The sequence below is a fragment of the Pedobacter sp. HMWF019 genome (assembly GCF_003061025.1).
GTDB lineage: Bacteria > Bacteroidota > Bacteroidia > Sphingobacteriales > Sphingobacteriaceae > Pedobacter.
Genome location: NZ_QAIL01000168.1, coordinates 1 through 22,623, shown reverse-complemented (window position 1 = coordinate 22,623; position 22,623 = coordinate 1). Strand labels below are relative to the sequence as shown.

At 39.2% G+C, this 22,623-nt stretch carries 20 protein-coding genes; 16 read left to right on the top strand and 4 right to left on the bottom strand.

Annotation, left to right across the window (positions count from 1 at the left end; genetic code table 11):
• Positions 1-819: helix-turn-helix transcriptional regulator (locus tag DBR11_RS10955; protein WP_146186506.1), on the top strand; the 819-nt coding region annotated here is incomplete at its 5' end.
• 58 nt (positions 820-877) lie between these two features.
• Positions 878-1,480 (top strand): short chain dehydrogenase, encoded by a 603-nt coding sequence (locus tag DBR11_RS10950; protein ID WP_108552528.1) that lies wholly within the window; start codon positions 878-880, stop codon positions 1,478-1,480.
• 42 nt (positions 1,481-1,522) lie between these two features.
• Here the strand turns inward: DBR11_RS10950 and DBR11_RS10945 are convergent, their stop codons facing one another.
• Positions 1,523-2,605, bottom strand: a complete 1,083-nt coding sequence (locus tag DBR11_RS10945; RefSeq protein ID WP_108552526.1) for an alkene reductase — start codon at positions 2,603-2,605, stop codon at positions 1,523-1,525.
• An 81-nt stretch (positions 2,606-2,686) separates the two neighbouring features.
• On the opposite strand from DBR11_RS10945, the gene DBR11_RS10940 reads away from it, so the two are divergent.
• Positions 2,687-3,553: an AraC family transcriptional regulator gene (locus DBR11_RS10940; protein ID WP_108552524.1), complete on the top strand. Its 867-nt coding sequence runs from the start codon at positions 2,687-2,689 to the stop codon at positions 3,551-3,553.
• On the opposite strand, the gene DBR11_RS10935 is transcribed toward DBR11_RS10940, so the two are convergent.
• The 3 genes from DBR11_RS10935 to DBR11_RS10925 form a co-directional block, all read right to left on the bottom strand.
• Entirely contained in the window at positions 3,546-4,469 is a 924-nt protein-coding gene (locus DBR11_RS10935; RefSeq protein WP_108552522.1) for an AraC family transcriptional regulator, read from the bottom strand. The two genes, DBR11_RS10940 and DBR11_RS10935, sit on opposite strands and share 8 nt — an antisense overlap.
• 39 nt (positions 4,470-4,508) lie before the next feature.
• Positions 4,509-4,955, bottom strand: coding sequence for an ester cyclase (locus DBR11_RS10930; RefSeq protein WP_108552520.1), 447 nt, complete (start codon positions 4,953-4,955; stop codon positions 4,509-4,511).
• A 213-nt stretch (positions 4,956-5,168) separates the two neighbouring features.
• Complete coding sequence (locus tag DBR11_RS10925) at positions 5,169-6,065, bottom strand: AraC family transcriptional regulator (RefSeq protein WP_108552518.1); 897 nt, start codon at positions 6,063-6,065, stop codon at positions 5,169-5,171.
• Between the two features lie 145 nt (positions 6,066-6,210).
• Between DBR11_RS10925 and DBR11_RS10920 the strand changes: the two genes are divergently transcribed.
• From DBR11_RS10920 to DBR11_RS10860, 13 genes are all read left to right on the top strand, one after another.
• Positions 6,211-6,963 (top strand): SDR family NAD(P)-dependent oxidoreductase, encoded by a 753-nt coding sequence (locus DBR11_RS10920; RefSeq protein WP_233260717.1) that lies wholly within the window; start codon positions 6,211-6,213, stop codon positions 6,961-6,963.
• Positions 6,964-7,109: 146 nt separating this feature from the next.
• The gene (locus tag DBR11_RS10915) at positions 7,110-7,700 is read left to right on the top strand and encodes an RNA polymerase sigma factor (protein ID WP_108552516.1); all 591 of its coding nucleotides are present in this window, start codon (positions 7,110-7,112) and stop codon (positions 7,698-7,700) included.
• A 178-nt stretch (positions 7,701-7,878) separates the two neighbouring features.
• On the top strand, positions 7,879-8,973 hold the full coding sequence (locus DBR11_RS10910; RefSeq protein ID WP_108552514.1) for a FecR family protein: 1,095 nt from the start codon (positions 7,879-7,881) through the stop codon (positions 8,971-8,973).
• A 251-nt stretch (positions 8,974-9,224) separates the two neighbouring features.
• On the top strand, positions 9,225-12,512 hold the full coding sequence (locus tag DBR11_RS10905; RefSeq protein WP_158275265.1) for a SusC/RagA family TonB-linked outer membrane protein: 3,288 nt from the start codon (positions 9,225-9,227) through the stop codon (positions 12,510-12,512).
• Between the two features lie 26 nt (positions 12,513-12,538).
• On the top strand, positions 12,539-13,990 hold the full coding sequence (locus DBR11_RS10900; protein WP_108552510.1) for a RagB/SusD family nutrient uptake outer membrane protein: 1,452 nt from the start codon (positions 12,539-12,541) through the stop codon (positions 13,988-13,990).
• 29 nt (positions 13,991-14,019) lie between these two features.
• Positions 14,020-14,817 (top strand): DUF4843 domain-containing protein, encoded by a 798-nt coding sequence (locus DBR11_RS10895; RefSeq protein WP_158275264.1) that lies wholly within the window; start codon positions 14,020-14,022, stop codon positions 14,815-14,817.
• Between the two features lie 16 nt (positions 14,818-14,833).
• Positions 14,834-16,465 (top strand): PKD-like family lipoprotein, encoded by a 1,632-nt coding sequence (locus DBR11_RS10890; protein WP_108552506.1) that lies wholly within the window; start codon positions 14,834-14,836, stop codon positions 16,463-16,465.
• 56 nt (positions 16,466-16,521) lie between these two features.
• The gene (locus tag DBR11_RS10885; RefSeq protein ID WP_233260716.1) at positions 16,522-17,649 is read left to right on the top strand and encodes a TlpA disulfide reductase family protein; all 1,128 of its coding nucleotides are present in this window, start codon (positions 16,522-16,524) and stop codon (positions 17,647-17,649) included.
• Positions 17,650-17,658: 9 nt separating this feature from the next.
• Entirely contained in the window at positions 17,659-18,795 is a 1,137-nt protein-coding gene (locus DBR11_RS10880; RefSeq protein WP_108552504.1) for a TlpA disulfide reductase family protein, read from the top strand.
• Positions 18,795-20,219 (top strand): trypsin-like peptidase domain-containing protein, encoded by a 1,425-nt coding sequence (locus DBR11_RS10875; protein ID WP_108552502.1) that lies wholly within the window; start codon positions 18,795-18,797, stop codon positions 20,217-20,219. The genes DBR11_RS10880 and DBR11_RS10875 overlap by 1 nt, the downstream gene beginning before the upstream one ends.
• Positions 20,220-20,512: 293 nt before the next feature.
• Positions 20,513-21,304, top strand: a complete 792-nt coding sequence (locus tag DBR11_RS10870; RefSeq protein WP_108552500.1) for an SDR family oxidoreductase — start codon at positions 20,513-20,515, stop codon at positions 21,302-21,304.
• Between the two features lie 17 nt (positions 21,305-21,321).
• The gene (locus DBR11_RS10865; protein WP_108552498.1) at positions 21,322-21,717 is read left to right on the top strand and encodes a heme-binding protein; all 396 of its coding nucleotides are present in this window, start codon (positions 21,322-21,324) and stop codon (positions 21,715-21,717) included.
• A 19-nt stretch (positions 21,718-21,736) separates the two neighbouring features.
• Positions 21,737-22,540 (top strand): AraC family transcriptional regulator, encoded by an 804-nt coding sequence (locus tag DBR11_RS10860; RefSeq protein WP_108552496.1) that lies wholly within the window; start codon positions 21,737-21,739, stop codon positions 22,538-22,540.
• The last annotated feature ends 83 nt before the right edge of the window (positions 22,541-22,623 follow it).

Here is a 22,623-nt window from a genome sequence, read left to right as displayed (position 1 = left end):
ACCTTTTTATCTGCAGATTCTAAAATGTTTGCTAAACTGAAAATCGAATCCAGGGCTGGAAAAAGAACAGTGTTCCTGACAGAACACACACTAATTTTCGTAATAAGTGGTGTAAAACTTTTGCATTTTTCAAATTATACTTTAAAAATCACTCCAAATAGTGTGTTTCTTTTGAAAAAAGGAATATATGTAATGGCTGAATATATTGAAGAAGGGCTGAAATTTGAAGCACTGATGATATTTTTACCTGAATACATTTTAAAATCATTTATTCCGAAATCTAATTTGAAGGCAGATTATACAAAAAATGAACCCTGTGTGGTATTTCCTGCTAATCAACTTATTCAGGACTTTAAAGCGCAGTTCAGGGAATATTTTAATCATCGATTATTTGATTATAAGCAATTGATTCCGCTAAAGCAGCAAGAAATAATTACCCTTCTATTTTCGTCTGGTTTTAAAGAAGAAATCCTTTCGTTTATTTATTCAGCTGTTAGTACAGATCTTAAGGATATGACTTCAGTAATAGAAGAAAATATTTTACAGCCCATTACTGTTTTTGAGCTTGCGGCTTTATGCAATAGAAGTCTCGCTGCTTTTAAAAGGGATTTTAAAAAACAATATCATTCCTCACCCAGAATATATATCAATCAGCAAAGATTAAAACATGCCCGGATGTTGCTACAGAATACCAATAAACTGGTCTCCGAAATAGCAAGCGAGTGTGCATTTGAAAGTACATCCTATTTCATCCGTATCTTCAAGCAGGAATTCGGGATTACACCACAGGCAATAAGAGCCATGATTGCTATAGAATGAGCCAATTGCGATATTCCACTGGTGCATTATGCTCTAGCTTAGTGGTAAAATATGCAATATGAAAATTCTAATTATTGGTGGTAGTGGTACCATTGGAAAAAAAGTAGCTGAAGGGCTGTCTCAAAAACACGAGTTGATCATTAGCGGAAGAAATACAGGAGATGTACACGTAGACATTGCTTCTTCGTTTTCCATTCTTGAAATGTTTAAAAAAACTGGTAAAGTTGATGGTATTATTTGTACTGCCGGAACGGGGTATTACGGTCCGTTCTACGGAATGACAGAAGAAGATATACTGCCAGGAATTAAGGGGAAACTATTGGGCCAGGTTAACTTAGTTCTGCTGGGAAAGGATTTTCTAAACCCACAAGGCTCTATAACTTTAACTACTGGTATAGCCGCTGTTCATCCTGCTCGTAATGGCTCTGCTGTTGCAATGATCAATGGGGCAATTAACAGCTTTGTGCTGGCAGCTTCGCAGGAGCTCAAAGAGGACAAAAGAATCAATGCAGTTAGTCCTGGTCTTGTAGAAGACAGCAAGGAACGATATGGAGAATTCTTCCCTGGATACAATTTAGTACCTATGAAAAAACTTGTGAATGCCTATATTTTGAGTGTTGAAGGCGCGGTTAACGGGAAAATATTAAAAGTTTATTCATAAGAATCATTTAAAGTACTGAAAACAATACTTTAAATGATAAGATTAAATCTCATGATGCTTTGGGTAGTCTATGTATCCCTGATCGCCCTCCGTGTAAAATGTATTTTCGTCCCAGGATGCGAGTGGCAGATCATATTTAATGCGTTCAACCAGATCGGGATTTGAGATATAGAGTTTACCCATGGCAATGAGATCTACCAATCCTGATGACAGGATTTTCTCTGCACTTGCAATATTAAAGCCTCCGGCTATCATAATAAGGTTTTTAAAGCGTTTTCGGGCATCCTGAAGATATTCTGTCGGTATGGTTGGCCGTCCGTCAACCATCGCGTTTGAAAAATGTACATAAAGGATGTTCAGTTTCTGTAACTCATCCATGATGAGCTGATGTGTTGCCAGCTCCTGGGAATATCGTTTCAGATCATATATTTCGCGAAAAGGGGAGAGCCTGATTCCTGTTTTGTCTCTGCCTATTTCTGCGGAGACTGCCTGCATGACCTCTACTAAAAAACGAATCCTGTTTTCTGTGCTTCCACCATACCTGTCAGTTCTTGAATTACTCCAGGGGTTTATAAATTGATCAATCAGAAACCCATGTGCGGCATGGATTTCCACGCCATCGAAACCGGCCTCCATTGCATTCGCGGAGGCTTGAACAAATTTTTCGATCCATAAAGGTATTTCTGCTGTTGGAATGGCAATTGGCATTTCCATCTGCCGATGTGTTCCATCTGGAAGGCGGATATTTTCACTAACCCTAATTGCTGAAGGAGCGACCAATGGCGCGCCATCCTGAATTGCACTATGACCTACGCGGCCAGAATGAACCAGCTGAATAAATATTTTTCCACCCCTGTCATGTACAGCATCCACTATTTTCTTCCAGGCTAGCTTTTGTTCACTGGTGTAAATTCCGGGTGTATGCAGGTAGGCACCGCTATTAGCGGATATTGCCGTATTATCGGTAGTAATCAGTCCGGCATCAGCACGTTGCACATAGTAGGTAATCATAGATTCTGTGGGTATTCCATTTACTGCCCTGCGTCTGTTCATAGGCGCCATTACAACCCTATTGGTAAGTGATATCAAATTGGTCTCAAGTGGTGTTAATAAGGGAGATGTCATATTTCTTTTTTTTCTTAAAGGTAGCCCTGGTGGCTTGGCGAAAACAGGAACAAAAAGAGGATATATTTGTAATTTTAGAGGATGAAGAGAAAACACCTGCATCAGCCCTTTGAACTTCATGTTCTGGATATGGAAAACTGGAATGAACAGCCACTTACCTATCAGTTCTTCGAAATTGTTCATATAATCGAAGGAAAGGGTACCCGGATGGTAAATGATAACCACTATCCTTATGATAAGGGCGGTATATTTCTGTTCACTCCAATGGACTGCAGAGGTTTCGAAAGTTGTACACCTACACGTTTTTGTTCCATCCGCTTTTCAGGTACCTTTCTGGAACAGTACAGAGGTATCCAGGAAAGGGAGAATCTATTGCTTTGGTTAAAAAAGCTTGAAAATATTTTCACCCACCACAATCGTTTTGAACGTCTGCTCATCAGAAGTGATGGGGATTGCCACATGATTTCATCTCTGATCGAAAATATGATCTCCGAATACGCCAATAAGGACGTTTACCATCGTGAAAACCTTCAACTTATGGTTACCATGGTATTGAATATTATATCCCGTAATGTTGCCAAGGTACCTGTAACAAGTCCGGATAAACAGTATCCGGAACCTCTGATTAATAGCATTATCATTTATATTAACCAAAACATCAGCATTCCGCAAAAATTGAGAATAAAGCATCTTGCCGAACAGTTTAATTTATCAGCAAGTTATGTTGGAGAGTATTTTAAAAAGCTTACAGGAGAAAGTTTACACTGTTACATCACACAATACAGAATGAATATGATTGAAGAACGACTCCATTTCAGTAGTTATCCTATTGGGCAAATCGCCCAGGAACTGGGCTTTTCGGATGAAAGCCATTTAAGCAGGCAATTTAAAAAGAGCAAAGGTATTACCCCAGCTGAGTTTAGGAGGAGGAAGAGTGGATTTAATTAAATGACCGCCGAAACTCCAAAGGAGACAGGCCGGTGTGGGCTTTAAACATCCTGCTAAAAGACTGCGGATACTCAAACCCAAGCTCATAAGCAATTTCACTTATCGATAAGCCTGTAGTAGAAATACGTTCTTTGGCCATTTCAATCAGTTTGTCCTGGATGTGCTGTTGGGTATTCCTACCGGTAGTTATTTTGAGTAATGAACTCAAATAGTTGCGCGAGAGGTTCAGTTTGGCAGATATTTCCTGTACACTCGGTACGCCATGTTTCAACAGATTAATACTAACGAAATTTGCTTGTAAAATCGTTTCGAGTTGTTCTAATATTTGATGATTAGCGATTTTACGAGTTAGGAACTGCCGGTTATAAAAGCGGTCAGCATAATTCAGTAAAGCCTCCATATGTGCAATGATGATTTTCTGGCTGAAATTATCCATATTGTTGTGGCATTCCTGAAGCATATTTTGCATGATCCCTACGATAATACCTTCTTCCTTTTCAGATAGGAATAATGCCTCGTTTACTGAATAATCAAAATAAAGATAGTCCTTTATTCCCTTCGCTAAAGATGTATGCCAAAGAAAGTCCGGATGGAATAAAAGCATCCATCCGGTTACCTCATTATCTATTTCTGCTTTATCCTGCTCTATTCCAAATATTTGCCCGGGAGACATAAAGAACATCACCCCCTGATCAAAGTCATACTGCTGTTGTCCATACTTAAGATTCAGATTGAAATTTCGTTTGAGTGCAATACAGTAAAAATCGAAAACCATAGTTTGTGCAATCTGAAGGAAATCCTCATTGATTGAGTTCAATTGCACGACGCTGACCAAGGGGTGTTCAGGAGCGGGGAATCCTCTCCAGCGGTGAAATTCACTGATAGATCTGATATGGAACAGCTTAGCATTTTTCATCCTGCGAAATTAAGATTTTTGAAATATCTATTTGTCTGGCTAATGGCTAGGAACGTTTTGACCCTCGTTGGATTGCAAAGAAAAAAGCAACGTCGACAGGTTGCTTTGTACCCAATGTTCTGCATATTTGCCATTTTCAAGCCTAATAATTTCTATAGTTTCAAAGCTAATCGATTTGTTAGACGGTGGCACACCCATGAAATTGCCAGAATGCACTGCACTAATAATTTTTCGCGTTACTACAAGATCTTTTTCAGCAACTTGTTGCAATTTTTCTACTTTGATATTAGACAGGCCATTGTGCAATAACTGAAGGAAATGATAAAAACTTTCTTTTCCATTGGGCGCACCCTGCGGTGCAGCGTGATTGATGACATTATCTGCCACCAACTCTTCTAAAATCTGATCGTTCTTCTGTTCAATACATGCTTTATCAAAACGGTCTATTACCGCTTTGCTTCTTTCTAAATTTGCTTGGTTCATCATTGTCCTGATTTTTAATAAAGCAAAATTCTACCAAATATATTATATGCAGCTAACAAGATGTACCGAATTTGTAACAGGATGCACGAATTTCCGAAATTCAGACCGTGGGTAACGTATTGATTATCTTTGTAGTTAAGTGTCAAGTTTTTATATCTGTATATTTTGATGTGTAAATATATAGATGTATGTGTATCTGGAAGGGGGTATTCAATATTAGCTTAACATGCGATATTCATTTGGTGTCATTCCTGTTTTTTGCTTAAACAGTCTGGTAAAGTGTTGCTGATATTTGAAGCCCAATTCATTTGCTATTTCATTAATGGATTTGGAAACATCAAAGATTTTATTTTTGGCCTCATCAATTAATTTGGTTTGAATATAATCCAATGCAGTGTGACCAGTCTCCTTTTTTATCAGATCACCAAAATAATTTGGAGATAAGTATAGCTGTTCTGCGCACCAGGCAACGCTCGGTAAGCCTATCATTTGTGCCTTATCCGATCTAAAATAATCATTCAATAAATTTTCAAACCGTATCAGAATATCTTTATTTATATTGCTGCGAGTAATAAATTGGCGGTCGTAGTAACGCATGCAATAATTTAGGAACAGTTCGATATTTGAAACTATAAGCGTTTTGCTATGCCTGTCGATATTCATCTCTATTTCAGCAGAAATTTTATGTAAACAGTCTACAATGGTTTTTCTTTCTTTTTTTGATAAATGCAGGGCTTCGTTTACTTCGTAAGAAAAGAAAGAATAGTCCTTAATTGCTTTGCCCAATTGAGTTCCATTAATTAAATCGGGATGAAAGATCAGTGCATATCCAGTAGGTTTTATCAGTTGTCCTTTACTGTTTACTCCATAGACCTGACCTGGGGATATGAATACCAATGTACCATCATCATAATCATAGTTCTGACAACCATAAACCATATCGCCGCAATTGATGTCTTTTAAAAATACCGCGTAAATGCCCATATAATACCTGTAGTATTGAATGGCAGGTACTTCATCAAAATTAACCACATTCACCAATGGGTGCAAGGTATCTACCTTCAGATAGTTGTTGTATTGTTTAACTGTATCTATCCTGTCTACGTGCTCCATTATTCAAAAAATTACCTTGCAAATTTAACAAACCCAATTGGTAGCAAGGCAGTTCCGGCCTGAAATCAGTAAAACTGGTAAAAACATCTGTATTTTGTATAAAGTGTATGTATCACGTGCTTACGAACTTTGTATAATGATTACAATGAAAGATAAAGTAGCCTTGGTAACAGGAGCGGCACAAGGCATAGGTTTTGCAACTGCAAAGGCTTTTGCGCAGGCGGGTGCATCAGTGGTCTTAGCAGATTATGATGAAGATTTGGCAAACAAAGCAGTGGAGCAGCTAAGGACTGAGGGCTATAAAGTAATCGCTATCGCTTGTGATGTTTCGGATGATACACAGGTAAGGGCAATGGTCGATAAGACAGTGGCAACTTTCGGGAAACTGGATGTAGCCTATAACAACGCAGGTATTCAAAATATACTGGCAGATGCGGCAAATCAGACCAGGGAGGATTTTGACCGCGTTACGGGCGTAAATCTTCGTGGCGTATGGAGCTGCATGAAATACGAACTGCAACAGATGTGTAAACAGGGAAATGGCGCCATAGTTAACTGTTCTTCCATTGGAGGAATTTTGGGAGGTGCACAAAGAGGAACATATCACGCCGCTAAACACGGTGTAATCGGATTGACAAAAAGTGCAGCCCTGGAATATGCACCACAGGCAATACGTATCAATTCGATTTGTCCTGGATTGATCCATACCCCGATGGCCGATAAAATGATGGCTGGTGGTCAGCAAGATGCTCTTGATGCAATGCTGAAAGCGGTGCCGGTTGGTCGTTTGGGGCGTCCTGAAGAAATTGCCAATGTTGTGGTTTTTCTTTGCAGCGATGCAGCAAGTCTTATAGTAGGTCATACCCTGGTGGTGGATGGCGGTTACAGCATTCAGTAAACTGATGATAGCTCGCAAAAAGAACAAGGAGTTTTTTTTTGGAAAAATCTTTTTTTTAGATAAAAACTCTTTATTTTGGTTGGCTATTGAAAAAATAGTCTTTCTAGCGCCCTTGCTATTTTAGAGATGAGTATCAATGAATCAACATGGCATCTTATACCCACTTTAGTGATGAGGAACTTATTGCCCTAATCAGGGAACGTGATCATTCTGCCTTATCAGAGGTATATAACCGACATTGGGGAATCTTGTATATCCATGCATTAAAGATGACTCATGAGGAATCTGAGGCCCAGGATATCGTTCAGGATGTATTTATCAACCTGTGGACCAATATAGACAAGCTGGATCTGAAGCTGAATCTAGACGTTTATCTTTTTTCTGCAGTAAGAAATAGGGTGCTCAATTCCATTCGCAACAGAAAAACCAGAGAAGGATATATCGATCTTTTTTCGCTTTATGTGGAACAACACAGCCTTGATGCCATTGATTATATTAGTGAGAAAGAACTTTTACAATCGATAGAAGAAATTATCGCGGCGCTCCCCGAGAAAATGCGAATGGTTTTTGAATTGAGTAGGAGAGGGAATAAAAGCCATAAAGAAATAGCTAAAGAAATGGGTATTTCTGAAAAAACCGTAAAACGACAAGTGAGTAATGCGCTCAAAATTCTTAGAGACAAACTGAATAGACCTGAAAGTCTTATTATTTCTATAATTTTTTACCATTATCGGTAAAATTTGCTGTTAAACTGTTTTCATATTGTTTGGCTTTGCTTTTTATTTTCAATTGATTTCTTCTTTTATTGCCTTAATAGGTGTTTTAGATGCGTTTTCCATTTTTTATTAAAAAATAATTCATTTTCATCTACATCCTTTGCTTTTTAGCCGTGTCTTTAGATTATAACACACAGAAATGGAGCAAAATAATAGAGTAGAATTTCTTATAGACAAATACCTACATGGGCAATGTAGTGAGGAGGAAAAAAAACTCGTTGAGCAATTTTACCTTACAACCCTCAAATCCGATCAGTTTCCTATGACTGAGCCCACTAAAGATATAAAATTGATCATGTGGAACTATATATCTTCTTCCACTTCTAGGAAAAAGCCTATCAGGCTCTGGTCAGCAATTGCTGTTGCTGCCAGCGTTGCACTGATCGGATTATATGTTTTCTTAACACCAATAAAAAATGGAGATGATCTTTCTGTAGCGAAAAGTTTTCTTGCAGCCACTAATCAGGCTACACTTACATTGGCAGATGGAAAAGTATTAGAGTTAAGCGGAGAAAAATCTACACTTATTGTAAATGGTGAGGTACTGACTTATAACGACGGTTCACCTGTATCAGATCAGAAAGAAGATCAGCCTAAAAATTCGTCTAATCATAGCTTGATGGCAAGTACTCCAAAGGGTGGGGTCTATACATTTGTGCTTCCGGATGGAAGTAAAGTGTGGTTGAATGCCGATTCAAGGATCCGGTTCCCTGAACGTTTTGCTGGCCTTACCTCAAGAACTGTAGAATTAGAAGGCGAGGCCTATTTTGAGGTTACCCATGATAAGCTCCATCCATTTATAGTTTCTACACCAAAACAAAAGGTGAAAGTTCTAGGTACACATTTCAATATCAATGCTTATCAGGATGAGCCGGTAGAAAAAACAGCGTTGATACAAGGATCGGTTAACATTAATGACAAGGCTGTTTTAAAACCGGGGGAGGAGTCTATTGTAGCTTCGAGAACAATATTGAAGGTAGCCCAGGCAGATCTCACAGCAGAGATGGCTTGGAAAAATGGCCTTTTTGTCTTCAACGATGCCCCACTTGATGTCATAATGCGTCAGATTTCGAAATGGTACAATGTGAACATTATATACAAAGGAGATCTAACCAACGAAACCTATAATGGAACAATAGATCGAAGAGCGAATCTCTCCAGAATACTGAATATACTAAAAAAGGGAGGAGTAAGGTTCGAAATCAAGGACAACAACTTACTTGTAACCCCATAATCATAACCAAGAACCATACAAACTAAGAAAGAAAGGATCCTAATGAGAAAATAAATACCAGACAAACAATTGCTACCTCAAGTATCAACCGGATCCCGACGGCTATCGGAATCCGGGTTAGCTTAGGAAGTTAGAATAAAACCATTCAACAGTATTAAACCAAACCTAAACTTCACAAAAGTATGCAAATAAACTTATGTGGTAAAATCCTGCTGCCCAGGCGGTTTTTACCAGCTAAACTACTATTGGCAATGAAAATAACCACTTTCATTATATTTTTATCATTTCTTCAGGTCGCTGCTGCGGTAAATGCACAACGAATTAACCTGTCAGAAAAAAATACCCCTGTTACTGTGATCTTAAATAAGATCCAACAGCAAAGCGGTTTTGACATATTTTACAGAAAAAAGCTAGTCAGAGACAGTAAAATCAGTGTCCAGCTGAAAAATGCATCCGTAGAGGAAGCATTGAAAGTTATACTCGAACCACAAAATCTTGATTTTAGCATTGAAGACAAACTCATTACAATCTCTGAAAATAAAAATCCAAGTACAAAGTCGATGCCTGTTTTGCAGCGAGAAGGTAGAATTAACGGAACTGTAGTAGACGAGAATGGAAAACCACTTCCAAGAGCATCGGTAACCGTACTTGGGAGAAGTAATGTCAGATATACCACAAATCCTGATGGTGGCTTTGTCGTCAATACGGTCCCAAGCGATACCGCATTAAGCGTAAGCTATGTTGGTTATAAAACTAAAATAGTAAAACTTGAATCCGGTAAGAGCAATTACAAAATTGCCTTAACTTCTGTAGACTCTAAACTAAATGAAGTTGTTGTAACCGGAATGTTCGATAAGCCTAAGGAAAGCTTTACAGGCGCTATTACCGCCATCAGCAAAGAACAGATTAAAATGTTTGGGAACAGGAATTTATTGAAGACGATTGCAAACATAGATCCAGCCTTTAATATTGAAGAACGAAATAATTATGGTTCTGATCCGAACCAACTACCAAACATATCGATAAGGGGGACTTCTACTTTACCTACAGATTTGAATAACATACAAGGAACCAATGTCAGGAATGCTTATAACGTACCATTGTTTATTCTGGATGGATTTGAAATTAGTTTGGAACGGGTAATGGATATGAACCAGTATGATGTAGAGTCTGTAGTGATTTTAAAAGACGCAAGTTCTACAGCTGCGTATGGATCGAGAGGTGCGAACGGTGTAGTTGTCATCACCTCGATTAAGCCTGTAGCCGGGAAATTGAGAGTCTCTTTTTCTGCGGCAATCAACATGGAAATTCCAGACTTTTCCAGTTATAACCTGTTAAACTCAACGGAAAAGCTAGCTGCTGAAAAACTGGGAGGTTTGTATACCGCCAGTGATATCTCCACTCAGGATTATTTAAATACATTATATAACAAGAACCTGAAAGCTGCAATGGAAGGTGTAAATACCAATTGGCTAAAAGTACCTACACAGACAGGAATTAGTCAGACACATCAACTTGGTTTGAGTGGTGGCGATGCCGAATTCAGGTATACCTTAACCGGGTCCTACAATCAGATTACCGGTGCAATGAAAGGATCTAAACGGGATAACTTTAATGGCGGGTTCTCTATTATGTACCTGTTGAAAAAAGTCCGTTTTACGAATAATCTATCCGTGGGTTTTAACAATTCTGCCAATAGTCCCTGGGGAGATTTTAGTAATTATACACCGATGAATCCATATTGGGCTCCCTATGATGATGATGGCAACGCTGTAAAACAATACTCCAGTTTTAGTTCTGGTGATTCGCCGCTGAACCCTGCCTACAATGGTTCCCTTCCCGGTTTTGACCGATCGAAATATACGGTGGTGCGAAATACCACATCTGTTGACTGGGATGTTACCAAAGGATTAAAATGGAGCAATTCTGTAGGATATAACAGGCAGGTTGGAAGTACTGATAAATATCTGTCCCGGTCTAACACCGCCTTTCTGAATGCTGCGGCCAGCAGTCTAGGCTCCTATGCCTTGAGTAATAGTTATGCCCAAGGTTATCAGATCAGAAGTAATGTAAGTTACGGTACTGTAATAGATAAAAGTACTATTTATGGTGGGGTAAACGTTCAGGCAACCGAAGATAAACAAAACAGTTCCTCTATTCTAGCAACGGGTTTTAGTAACGATACCCAAACAGATCTATCTCAGGCGATTAATGTTAACCGTCCAACCACTTCCGAAAGTACTACCCGCACAGTGGGGGCGAGTGCTACATTAAGCTATATTTATGATGGTCGTTTTTTTGCCGACGCAAATTATAACCTCACCGGAGGATCTTCTTTCGGTTCAGATTCCAGGTTCGGAAAATTCTGGTCTGCCGGTTTGGGCTGGACAGTCAGTAATGAACGATTTATGAAGGATAATTTGCCTCAAATCAACACACTCCGGTTACGCTATAACTACGGGGTAACAGGTAATTTAAACTTTGCTCCTTATCAATCCCTGTCTACCTATACTTACGACCGTACGCAACTTTACAGAACCTTAACAGGTGCGAATTTAACTGGCTTTGCCAACAAAGACCTGCAATGGCAGACCACTTATCAGCAGAACGCAGGTATAGATATGAGTTTATTTGATAACAAACTTTCCCTGTCGGCGAATTATTACTTTAAGCGAACAACTAATGCCATCACGTCGGTTTATTTATCATCCTCACATGGTTTTGCAACTTATACAGAAAATCTTGGCCAAATCAATAACTATGGGTCAGATATCCAGGCTTCTTTCTTTGTGATTAAAAATCCTGAAAGGAAATTTTACTGGTCCATTACGGCTGCCGCTAGCCACAATAAAAATCTCCTGGTGAAATTAAGTGATGCCTTAAAAAAAGCAACTGAGGCAGCAGCAGGAATGAATTCTACAAACTCTACTTTTTACCAATATGTAGAAGGGCAATCTTCAGACGAAGTCTATGTGGTACAATCTCCGGGAGTAGATGCAGCCACAGGAAAGGTCTTGTATTTAAAAGCAGATGGAACACTGACAACAGATATTTCAGGGGTACCAAAAGTTGCCGTTGGGGATGGAACACCAAAAATAAATGGAAGGTTAAGTACTATGATCCGAGTGGGGCAGTTTACAGCCAATATTGGATTTGGAGGACGCTTTGGCGGCAAAAAAATTAATTATACACTATTGAACAAGGTTGAAAATGCCATTTTAAGAAATAATATAGATAAACGTGTATTTGATTTGCGCTGGACAAAACCAGGAGATGTAACGGCCTTTAAGTCGATTAGTGCCCAGGATGCTACATTTCCCAATACCAGGTTTGTATTTACAGAAAATACGATCCTGCTCAATAACGTAAACCTAAACTACTCCCTTCCCGCCCGTTGGGTTAAAAGATTAAATATGGAACAAATTAGTATCTCCGCTACAATGAGTGACGTAGGCTATTGGAGTAATATCGAACAAGAACGCGGAACATCTTATCCTTACACCCTGAAACCAAGCTTTAGCGTATCAGCTATTTTTTAACCATCGCTTCGTCTAATAATAACATTATGAAGAAATTTCAATTACTCGGTCTAATAGCTCTACTGATTTTTACCGGTTCATGTAAAAAATACCTAACGGTAGAGCCTGCTACAGAAACCACTGCAGATAAACTTTTTGCCAGTAAACAAGGATATACCGATGCGCTGGTAGGTATCTATATCGGCATGAGAAAAAATTATTCACCTGCCACTTTTTTGACCAGTTCAGGTACAGATTACATGGCCCAATTGTGGTACACACAACCGTCCACAGGTACAGTTGACCTTAACTATCAGCTGGCCCATCACAATTATACCAGTACAAGTGTAGACGGTGCACTCAATACGATGTTTTTAAATCAGTACAATACCATACTCAACACAAATACTTTACTGAATGCTTTATCTACACAAAATATATTAGAAACAAGGGTCGCTAAATGCACTGAGGGAGAGGCCTTAGCCATCAGGGCATTTACGCATTTTGACCTGATCAGGCTTTTTGGGCCAATACCTACAAATCCCGGATCCAAAACTTATCTGGCTTATGTAACTACGGTAGATAATAAAGCTTATCCTTACGAAAGCTACAGCAGTTATATGACTAAGCTAAGTGCCGATCTGGATAAAGCAGAACAACTGCTCCAGACCTATGATCCCATTGTAAAATATTCAAATTCGACTCTAAACCGGACCTATTCAGCAATTGCTGAGTATCCCGATTATTTCTGGTACTACAGACAAAACCGGATGAATTATTATGCGGTACTTGGTTTGCAGGCCAGGGTAAAATTATGGATGGGTGATAAAGTAAATGCAGCAAAATATGCTAAAATGGTTATAAATGCGGTAGACCAATACGGCACTAAACAATTTTCTTTGGGTATAAGGAGCAACTTATCTGCTAAAAACTATGTTTTTTTTACTGAGCATTTATTTGGTTTGAATGTAGAGGAATTTTTAGATGGCAACACATCCAGCGGATCCCAAGCCTCGCAGATCATCCAGCAAGCAAAGCTCATCACGGACCTGTACCAGAATGAAACTTCAGATCTGCGTTACTCTTTATTTTACAGCAACACCACATCGGCCTTTACTGGCAATGCATCTGCTACCAAAAAATATGCTGATATGGCTAAATCGACTTCGACATCTCCAAATACGAATGTATTTTCTATTCCGCTGATCAGGCTTTCTGAGATGTACCTCATCATGATAGAATGTTCCAGTCTTGTTGAAGCCAATACCTATTACACTACCTATAGGACAGCCAGGGAAGTAACTGCTACCCCTTTAACCGATGTGAACCTTCAGTCTACCCTGATGAGGGAATACATTAAAGAATTTTATGCCGAGGGACAGACATTTTTTGCATACAAACGTCTGGGGATTACCAATATGTTATGGAGTTACCACACCACCGGAGAAGCACAATATGTACTTCCGCTCCCAACTGGAGAAACCGGAGGCGCACAATAAATGATGTTCACATTCAACTCAATTTAAACATGAAACAAAATATTATAAATACCGGATTCTTACTGTTGGCTCTACTGCTTTTTAGCAGCTGTAAAAAAGCAATGCCCGGTGTATACAGCGGGCAGCAATACCTGCAATTTTATACAACAACAACTGCAGGCACAAAAGAAGTGGTTACTGCTAATGCTGCATTTTATTACCTCGATGCCAGTAAAATCACTGATACCGTGCTTTTACATGTGGTTACAACCGGGAGCGTTCCCAGCAAAACAAGTTACGTTCAATTGACCGCCTTTACAGACAACACCGTGATTTCAACCTATCCAGATGCAATAGCGGGTGTTCAGTATGTTTCTTTTGACGATGCGAACCTAAAAAAACTGATGAAAGTAGATGCCGGGAAGTATGAAGCCTATATTCCGGTCGTGCTAAAAAGAGATCCGTCGTTAAAAGAAAAGGTTTACCAGTTGCGGTTTAAGATTGGTATATCAAATGATTTTAAGCCAGGTAATTCTAATCATACCGAAGGTGTAATCTATATTTCAGACCGTTTATCCCAGCCATCAAACTGGACAACAACATTTTTTCTGGGTGCTTACGGATTAGTAAAACACCAGTTCATCATAGAGCAATCTGGTCAGCCCTGGGATAGTGATTTTATTACTACCCTGACCAAGCCTGTTGATCTTAATGCACAAAGTTTCTACCTGTTCAAATTTACACAGGCTTTAAAAACGGTCAATGCAGCACGTCAAGCAGCCGGTTTAACCGAATTACGGGAAGACCCACTTGTACCCTCCACCGCAGTAACCTTTCCAAGTCTATAACTTAAAAAATCAGATCATGTTGAACAAAAAATATAATCCTTTCCTTCTGTTGTTTGCTGCGGGCTTGCTAGCAATGGTGTACAGTTGTAAAAAGGATGATAACAAAATTACCCGGCTGCCAGATATTACCATATCGGCCAGTACTGTTACAGAAAAGTTTATTGGCGATACACTTAAACTAGATCCTACAATAGGGTATGATAATCAGCAAGCCACATTTACCTACAAGTGGTACAAAACAGCAGCCATTACCGTCAACAAAACCATTTATAGACAGATTTCAGATAAAAAAGCATTGGTCTATACACTGGATAGTTTAGGGACACTGAATCTGAAACTGGATGTAACCAATACCACTACAGGAATTACAGCAACTTCAAAGACTTCTTTTAACGTAGTAAGCAGGGCAGAACGCGGCTGGTACGTATTAAAAGCAACCGCAGAAGGAAATACAGATATGGATGCTTTTTATACCAACGCAAGCGGAAGTCAAATTACGGCCAACATCATTACAGCCAAAAACGGCGCACCACTGAGCGGGATACCTGTTGACCTTGGTTTCACAGGTTTTTACACCTGGTATAATCCGGCAACTAAAGCATTTGTAAGTACCAATACCTGCTTGATCCCTGTAAGTGCAAAAGAAGCCATGGCTTACCGGATCAAAGATGAAAAAATCCTGGCCAATACTGAACAGCTGTTCTTTGTGCCACCAACTTTGGCTACCCGTAATTTCCAGTCTTTAGTTTGTGATCCGAACCTGATGACTATTGTTGATAACGGGAAGGTATCTGGTATGAACCCGAATGCCAATAGCTTTTTACCCGAGCGTTCTGGCGATTATAACCTGTCGCCTTATTTTACTATTGCCCCATATAAATACAACAATTCAAATCTGGGATACATTCTGGGTTTTGATAAAACAAGTGAATCATTTGCCATTGTAAGATATAAACAAACAGATATCAGCTATTTTCCAGATAATTATCTTGCTGGCAGTAAATTTAATTATCCATATAATATTTCCTCCAACAAGATGGGCTGCCAGCTGGTTTTTATGGGTAATACAGATGGGACACTGGATAGCTTATCTTCCTCTAATGGCAGGGCCTATGGACTGTTGAAAAAAGACAATAGTAATGATATGCTTCTGGTAGGTTTAAATACTGAATTGTTAATTCCTGCACGTTACGGTAACGGTGGTTTCAGTCCGGTTGCCTTTAAACTGGATTTGCCAGCTAGCAGTTATCCCGACTTAACTTCGGCTAGTCTATATGCGATCAATAAAAATAATCCGATACTTTATTTTGCAAAAGGCAATACCATAGGTTTTTATAATATTGATGCCAAAGTATATAATTCGAGTATGTATAATTTTGGTGCCGGGGAGGAGATTACCTATATCAAATTTATAGATGCTCAATATGACAGTATCACGGCCAATAACTTTAGAAACCTGGTTGTTGCAACCTATTTAAACGGTAAATATAAAGTATATCGGTTTACGGTACTAGGGAATACGCTAACACAAACAGGAACTCTATTTGAAGGAACCGGGCGTATAAAATCATTGATATATGCAGTCCCAAGTGGATACAGCTCAGCAACTTTCACTTCACTATCTGATTCAATGTATAGGTATTACTAATCAAAACTTATTTAAACACGCCCGAAAACAATAATTAACTTAAATACTAAAGACAAATGACAACCAAAATTCTATTTTTTTTGGCTGCGGTACCTTTTTGTGCCGTAGCCCAGCAGAACTACACCATAACTGGTAAGGTTAAGAACATCCAGTATCCTGCAAAAGTCTATATGATTTATAACCAGGGTGGGGGATTAAGAAAGGATTCTGCAGAAGTTAAAAATGGTCAGTTTACCTTTAAGGGAAGTATTCCTGTAACATCTAAAGCCTTTGTTGCATTAAAACAGAAGGGGACGACGCTATATTCGGCCCCAGCACCCGACCAGATTGGCGTATACCTTGAAAATGGTGCGATAACCATAACTTCTCAAGACTCTTTAGTACATGCAAGAGTAGGAGGGACAAAATTGAACCAGGACCAGCAGGAGCTCATGGATATGCTGGCTCCCTTTAAAAAACAGGAAGCAGAACTAAATGCCGCATACAAAAAGGCAGAAGGTAATGATGAACTTCTGGTAAAAATAAGGGGGGAGTATGATGCCCTGGCAGTCAGGAAAGAAAAAGCACAAATCGCTTTTATTAAAAGCCACAGTAATTCTGTTGTCAGCTTGAATATGATCCGTTCCTCTTTCAACCCAGCAGGTGACCCGCCGAAATCAAGGATGCTCATCGGCTCTTTAAGTAAGGAATTACAGGAAGACCCTCAGGCAGTAAGGTTTTTAGCAGGTATAAAGACTGTAAAAAAAATACAAGTTGGCGATATGGCCCCTCAATTTTCTATGAACAGCTCCAAAGACAAAATGGTATCGTTGGAATCTTTTAAAGGCAAGTATGTATTGCTGGATTTTTGGGCAAGTTGGTGTGTTCCCTGCCGTCAGGAAAATCCGAATGTAGTTAAAGCTTACAATGCCTACAAGGACCAGAATTTTACCATCCTGGGAATTTCGATTGATGCAGGAGATAGTGGTAAAAAAGCCTGGTTACAAGCCATTGAAAAAGACGGACTTCCATATGAGCAGTTATCAGATCTAAAAGGTTCTGGCAATGCTGCAGCAATCCTTTATCAGGTAGATGCGATTCCTATGAACTTTTTGATAGATCCTTCAGGAAAGATTATTGCCAGAAATCTTCGCGGTTCAGAATTGGGAGCAAAACTTAAAGAAATACTTTCTAAATCCAAATAATTCAAAGCAATGAAATCAATTAAGAAAACAATAATATTCCTTTTAGCAGCACTTCCTTTTGGTGTGCTTGCACAGGAACAAAATTTTACAATCCAAGGTTCTGTAAAGGATATAAATGTGCCTGTAGCTAAGGCATATGTACTGTATAAATTTGAAGGCTATGGAGACTATCATAGAGATTCGGCTATGGTAGTTAAAGGCAAATTCACCATCAAGGGAAAGATTCCTTATGCCATGAAAGGCACAGTATTCATCAGTCCAAGTAACAGAGTTCAGGAATTTCCATACAGATTGGATCAAAAAGATATCTACCTGGAAAATGGTATAATTAAAATATCTGCCGACTCATTAAAAACTGCCACAGTAACCAGCACTAAACTCAATGCTGATTTTCACAAGTTAACACAGCTTCTGGCGCCATTTTTAAAGGAAGAGGAAGATTTGCATGTTGCCGAGCGAAATGCTTGGGGAAAAGATGCAAAACTTGCAGAAATAAAAGAAATGCGTGCGGATATGACTAATCGCAAGTTAGCTATGGAGGAGGCCTTTGTTAAAAGCCATTTAAATTCTTTAGTTGCATTAGATATACTACCCGAAGCAATTGACCCTGCATATAACCTGGCGAAAGCGAAAACAGTATTTCAAAAATTCAGCCCCGGACTGAGGGCTTCTGTAGGTGGAAAAAGGTATGAGAAATCATTTGCCATTGCTATTGGTGTACAAGCACCAGACTTTAGCTCAAAAACTGTAGAGGGTGAAGAAATATCGCTTTCCTCTTACAGGGGTAAATACGTACTTATAGATTTCTGGGCCAGCTGGTGCATGCCTTGCCGTGCCCAGAATCCAGGTTTAGTAAAGACCTATAATAAATATAAAGATCAGAATTTTAAAGTATTGGGCGTTTCCCTGGATGCAGGTAAAAAAGGAAAGGAAATGTGGCTAAAGGCAATTGCGATGGATCATTTACCCTGGGACCAGGTTTCTGATCTGACTGGAGGCTTTAATAGCAGCTATAGCCAGCTGTATCAGATCACTGCCGTACCTACTAATTTCCTGATTGATCCTTCCGGTAAAATCATTGGAAAAAACCTTCATGGTGAAGAATTGGAAGCTAAACTTGCTGAAATCTATCCGAAATCAAAGTAATGATCAAAATTCATCAAAGATTCATTTGTCTGATCTTTTTTATGTGCGCTGGCTGGAAGGTCAGCGCGCAAAAAACGGATCTATCAAAACTTCAGCAACAAGTGGAGTCGACCATATCTAAAACGTGTGCAGCAAGCGTTTTCATAACAGACTATAACCCTGCAACAAAACAGGCTTATGGCGGAAGATACAGTGGTGTAGTGGTAAATAAAGAAGGAATTATTCTAACGGTAGCACACGCTACGATGCCCAACCAGATTTATGAGGTTACTTTTACAGATGGTAAAAAGTGTACGGCAACAGGTTTAGGACGTGTATCCTCCATAGGTGTGGCGATGCTGAAAATTAACGAGAAGGGGATATGGCCTATAGCAGAAATGGGTTGGTCAGCAATTTTGAAAGCTAATGAACCCTGCATCAGTATTGCTTATCCAGCCAGTTTTGAAAATAGGATTCCGGTAGTGCGGTTCGGTTATGTAGCCGAAGTATCCAGTGCCACGCAGGCCAATAGGATCAGGACAACCTGCTTAATGGAACCAGGCGATTCAGGTGGACCAGTATTTGATCTTTCCGGGCGGCTAATCGGAATGAATAATAATGTAGAGATGTCTCTGGAAGCGAATTATGAAGTCCCGATTGATCTTTACCGGAAATACTGGAATGCACTCCTTCAGCCTGAAGATTATAAGGACGCACCAATTGGCGAATTCCTTTCTCCCGATACCATCAGAAAAGTAGCGCCTGTTTTTAGTGATATTAAGCTTTATGGGAACAGTATGGTGGAGACAGAAAAGAAATTTGGCAGCACGGTCATCAGGATTGAAAGTGCCATAGATGACAAAAAGATCTATGCACTTGGAACGATTATCAATCTCAACGGATCTGCTTATGTTCTGAGCAAAAGTTCGATCGTGGGCAAAAGGGCCGTTCTGGAAATATCAAAGGATAAATTAATCGAAACTGTGATTAGCTACCGTGATGAAAGAAAGGACTTGGTACTCCTAAAAGTAATTGGCGTTTCAATACAGGGGATTCCCTATGCTAATATTGCAAAGGGAGCAACCAGACAACAAGAACTGGGTAAATTTCTATGTTCGCCATTACCAAATGGGGAGGCGAGTTGGAGTGTAATTGGGTCAGCAAAATTTGATCTGGAAGCTAAATTCAGAGCAGGCTATCCAGTAATTACCCCAAACCATCCCGCGTCTTTCTTTATTGGAGGCAAGAGTAAAATCAGGGACGGATTTAGCAACGTTTATATTCATGATGGTAGGCTAACACCCGCAGAATGTGGAGGACCAATATTCGATCTTGAAGGCGGGTTTATAGGTGTTAATATTGCCAGATACAGTAGAACAAGTAATATTTTGCTCGCGGCATCTGAAATTGCTGATTTTATCAAGTCAGCAATATTCAAAAGATAAGAATTTAGGTGAATTAAGAGTCGGTACATGGATGTGTACCGGCTTTTTGATTGCACATGATCGCGCAGGATGGTAAATTAACAATCGTTAGGTCCTGGGGAGTCCGTTGCAGAAAAGTCACGTATATGGTAAATGATGTACATTGTTAAGGCTATTAAAGGTATGAAATGAGATCAGCACATCTTTGTCGAATCTCGAAGTGAACCTTACAGCAATATAAAATTGAACTCTACAGCAATAATATGTATACTTAATTAGCCCAATTTTGCTCTACAACATTTAAACTATAAAAAATGAGCAAAACAATCTTAATTACAGGAGCTGCAAGTGGTTTTGGTAAAATCGCTGCATTTGATTTGGCAAGAAAAGGGCACAAAGTAATTGCTACTGCACAAATTTATCCGCAAATGAGCGACCTAATTCGCGAAGCGAAGGACCAGGGAATAGAACTTACAGTTGACAAACTGGATGTAACCAATGCACGTGACATTGCCTATATTAATGAAAAATACGACATCGATATTTTAATCAGCAATGCCGGAATTATGGAAGGTGGGCCAATTGCGGAGCATCCCATAGATTTAATCCGTTCGATGTTCGATGTGAATGTGTTTGGTGGCTTAGCACTGGCCCAAGGTTTCATCAAAAAATTTATTGAACAGAAAAAACCAGGTAAAATTGTCTTTACCACTTCTATGGGCGAATTATGGACAGTTCCTTATGTTGCCGCCTATTGTGCGTCAAAACACGCCATGGGGTCAATAGCAGAGGGTTTAAAAACTGAATTGGCACCATTCAATATCAAGATTGCAACTTGTAATCCAGGTGTGTTTGGTACTGGGTTTAATGATCGTGGGGTAGATACAATTTCCCGTTGGTATGACCCCAAAACGAATTTTACACCTCCCTCTGCTTTTGACGGTACTGCAGAAGCATTAGCAAATCAGTTAGATCCGCAATCAATGGCCGATCGCATTGTAGATGTGGCATTAGACGAGCATTCTAACTTTAGAAATGTACATCCGAAAGAAACGGAGGATTTTGTTAAACATTTGCAAGCGGAAGCCTGGTTGGCAAAAAGCTAAATCAATATTGAAATCAGATGAATATAAGTTATAACGAAGCAGCCAAAGCATTGAACGCTGCTATAGAAAAGGCGAAATCATTAAACCTTCCTGTAAGTATAGCAGTTGTAGATGCAGGTGGCCATTTGCTTGCTTTTGCAAGATTGGACAGTGTTTTTGGAGTGATTGATTTTGCTGTTAAAAAAGCAAGAACCGCCGTAATGTTCGGCGTAGACAGCGATGTGATGGGAAGCATTACCGCAGCTTCGGGGGTACATGGATATGGAATGATCAATTCCAATGAAGGTTTACTGACCATTGCAGGTGGTGTGGTTATCAAGAACAAAGATGGGAATGTCATTGGTGCCATAGCTTCATCAGGAGGAACACCGGAACAGGATAAAGCCATAGCAGAAGCTGGCAGCTTTGCCTAAAAATTTGGATATTTGGGATATGGAAGCAAATAATGAAATCATATTTGACAAATTGGTGTATTCTTGCGCCTTTGAAAAATACAAAGGGCACGAAGAATTTATACCCGAATATTTTTTAGGCTTTCAGCTGTCGGGAGAAACACATGCGTTCCATGCACAGGGAGATACGGTCGTTACCGAAAATAACATTGTCCTTGTTCGGAAAAATCAATTGATACGTACGATTAAATATCCATCCAAAGATGGCAAATATCAATTTTTATCCATTACACTTGATAAAGATACTTTGCAGCAATATGCGCTTGAAAATAAAATTGTTGTAGAAAGAAGATACGATGGTAAACAGAAGCTGTTTTTTGAACCGGACGATTTTCTCAAGAACTATTTTATTTCACTGGTTCCATACATCAACAAGAAAAAAGAAGCCACACCAAAACTGGCAAATTTGAAAATCAGGGAAGCTATAGAACTGCTGTTGCAAAGCAACCCTGATTTTAAATACCTGTTATTTGATTTTTCTGAACCCTACAAAATAGATATTGAAGAGTTTATGAATCAAAACTATATGTTTAATGTTTCTGTAGATGCCTTTGCCAAACTCACAGGACGTAGCCTTTCTGGATTTAAGCGTGATTTTGCAAAAACATTTAATGCCACACCTAAACAATGGTTGCGTGAAAAACGTTTGGATGAAGCATTTTACAGGATTAAACAAAAGAAACAAAGACCAGCTGATATTTATTTGGATTTGGGCTTTGAAAATTTATCACATTTCTACTTTTCGTTTAAACAAAAATTTGGTTTAACCACTTCGGAGCTATAGCCTTTCCATTGGCAAGGAGGGTATGAAGAATTAAGGAGTGGATAATTGCTTCTCTGGAATATATCTTCTGAGTATACTATATA

Coding starts and splice junctions, on each gene's coding strand:
- DBR11_RS10915 (WP_108552516.1), top strand. CDS start 7,110: ATGGCATCTTATACCCACTTTAGTGATGAGGAACTTATTGCCCTAATC.
- DBR11_RS10930 (WP_108552520.1), bottom strand. CDS start 4,955: ATGATGAACCAAGCAAATTTAGAAAGAAGCAAAGCGGTAATAGACCGT.
- DBR11_RS10870 (WP_108552500.1), top strand. CDS start 20,513: ATGAGCAAAACAATCTTAATTACAGGAGCTGCAAGTGGTTTTGGTAAA.
- DBR11_RS10885 (WP_233260716.1), top strand. CDS start 16,522: ATGACAACCAAAATTCTATTTTTTTTGGCTGCGGTACCTTTTTGTGCC.
- DBR11_RS10865 (WP_108552498.1), top strand. CDS start 21,322: ATGAATATAAGTTATAACGAAGCAGCCAAAGCATTGAACGCTGCTATA.
- DBR11_RS10950 (WP_108552528.1), top strand. CDS start 878: ATGAAAATTCTAATTATTGGTGGTAGTGGTACCATTGGAAAAAAAGTA.
- DBR11_RS10890 (WP_108552506.1), top strand. CDS start 14,834: ATGTTGAACAAAAAATATAATCCTTTCCTTCTGTTGTTTGCTGCGGGC.
- DBR11_RS10875 (WP_108552502.1), top strand. CDS start 18,795: ATGATCAAAATTCATCAAAGATTCATTTGTCTGATCTTTTTTATGTGC.
- DBR11_RS10945 (WP_108552526.1), bottom strand. CDS start 2,605: ATGACATCTCCCTTATTAACACCACTTGAGACCAATTTGATATCACTT.
- DBR11_RS10905 (WP_158275265.1), top strand. CDS start 9,225: ATGAAAATAACCACTTTCATTATATTTTTATCATTTCTTCAGGTCGCT.
- DBR11_RS10935 (WP_108552522.1), bottom strand. CDS start 4,469: ATGAAAAATGCTAAGCTGTTCCATATCAGATCTATCAGTGAATTTCAC.
- DBR11_RS10895 (WP_158275264.1), top strand. CDS start 14,020: ATGAAACAAAATATTATAAATACCGGATTCTTACTGTTGGCTCTACTG.
- DBR11_RS10920 (WP_233260717.1), top strand. CDS start 6,211: ATGAAAGATAAAGTAGCCTTGGTAACAGGAGCGGCACAAGGCATAGGT.
- DBR11_RS10880 (WP_108552504.1), top strand. CDS start 17,659: ATGAAATCAATTAAGAAAACAATAATATTCCTTTTAGCAGCACTTCCT.
- DBR11_RS10940 (WP_108552524.1), top strand. CDS start 2,687: ATGAAGAGAAAACACCTGCATCAGCCCTTTGAACTTCATGTTCTGGAT.
- DBR11_RS10925 (WP_108552518.1), bottom strand. CDS start 6,065: ATGGAGCACGTAGACAGGATAGATACAGTTAAACAATACAACAACTAT.
- DBR11_RS10860 (WP_108552496.1), top strand. CDS start 21,737: ATGGAAGCAAATAATGAAATCATATTTGACAAATTGGTGTATTCTTGC.
- DBR11_RS10900 (WP_108552510.1), top strand. CDS start 12,539: ATGAAGAAATTTCAATTACTCGGTCTAATAGCTCTACTGATTTTTACC.
- DBR11_RS10910 (WP_108552514.1), top strand. CDS start 7,879: ATGGAGCAAAATAATAGAGTAGAATTTCTTATAGACAAATACCTACAT.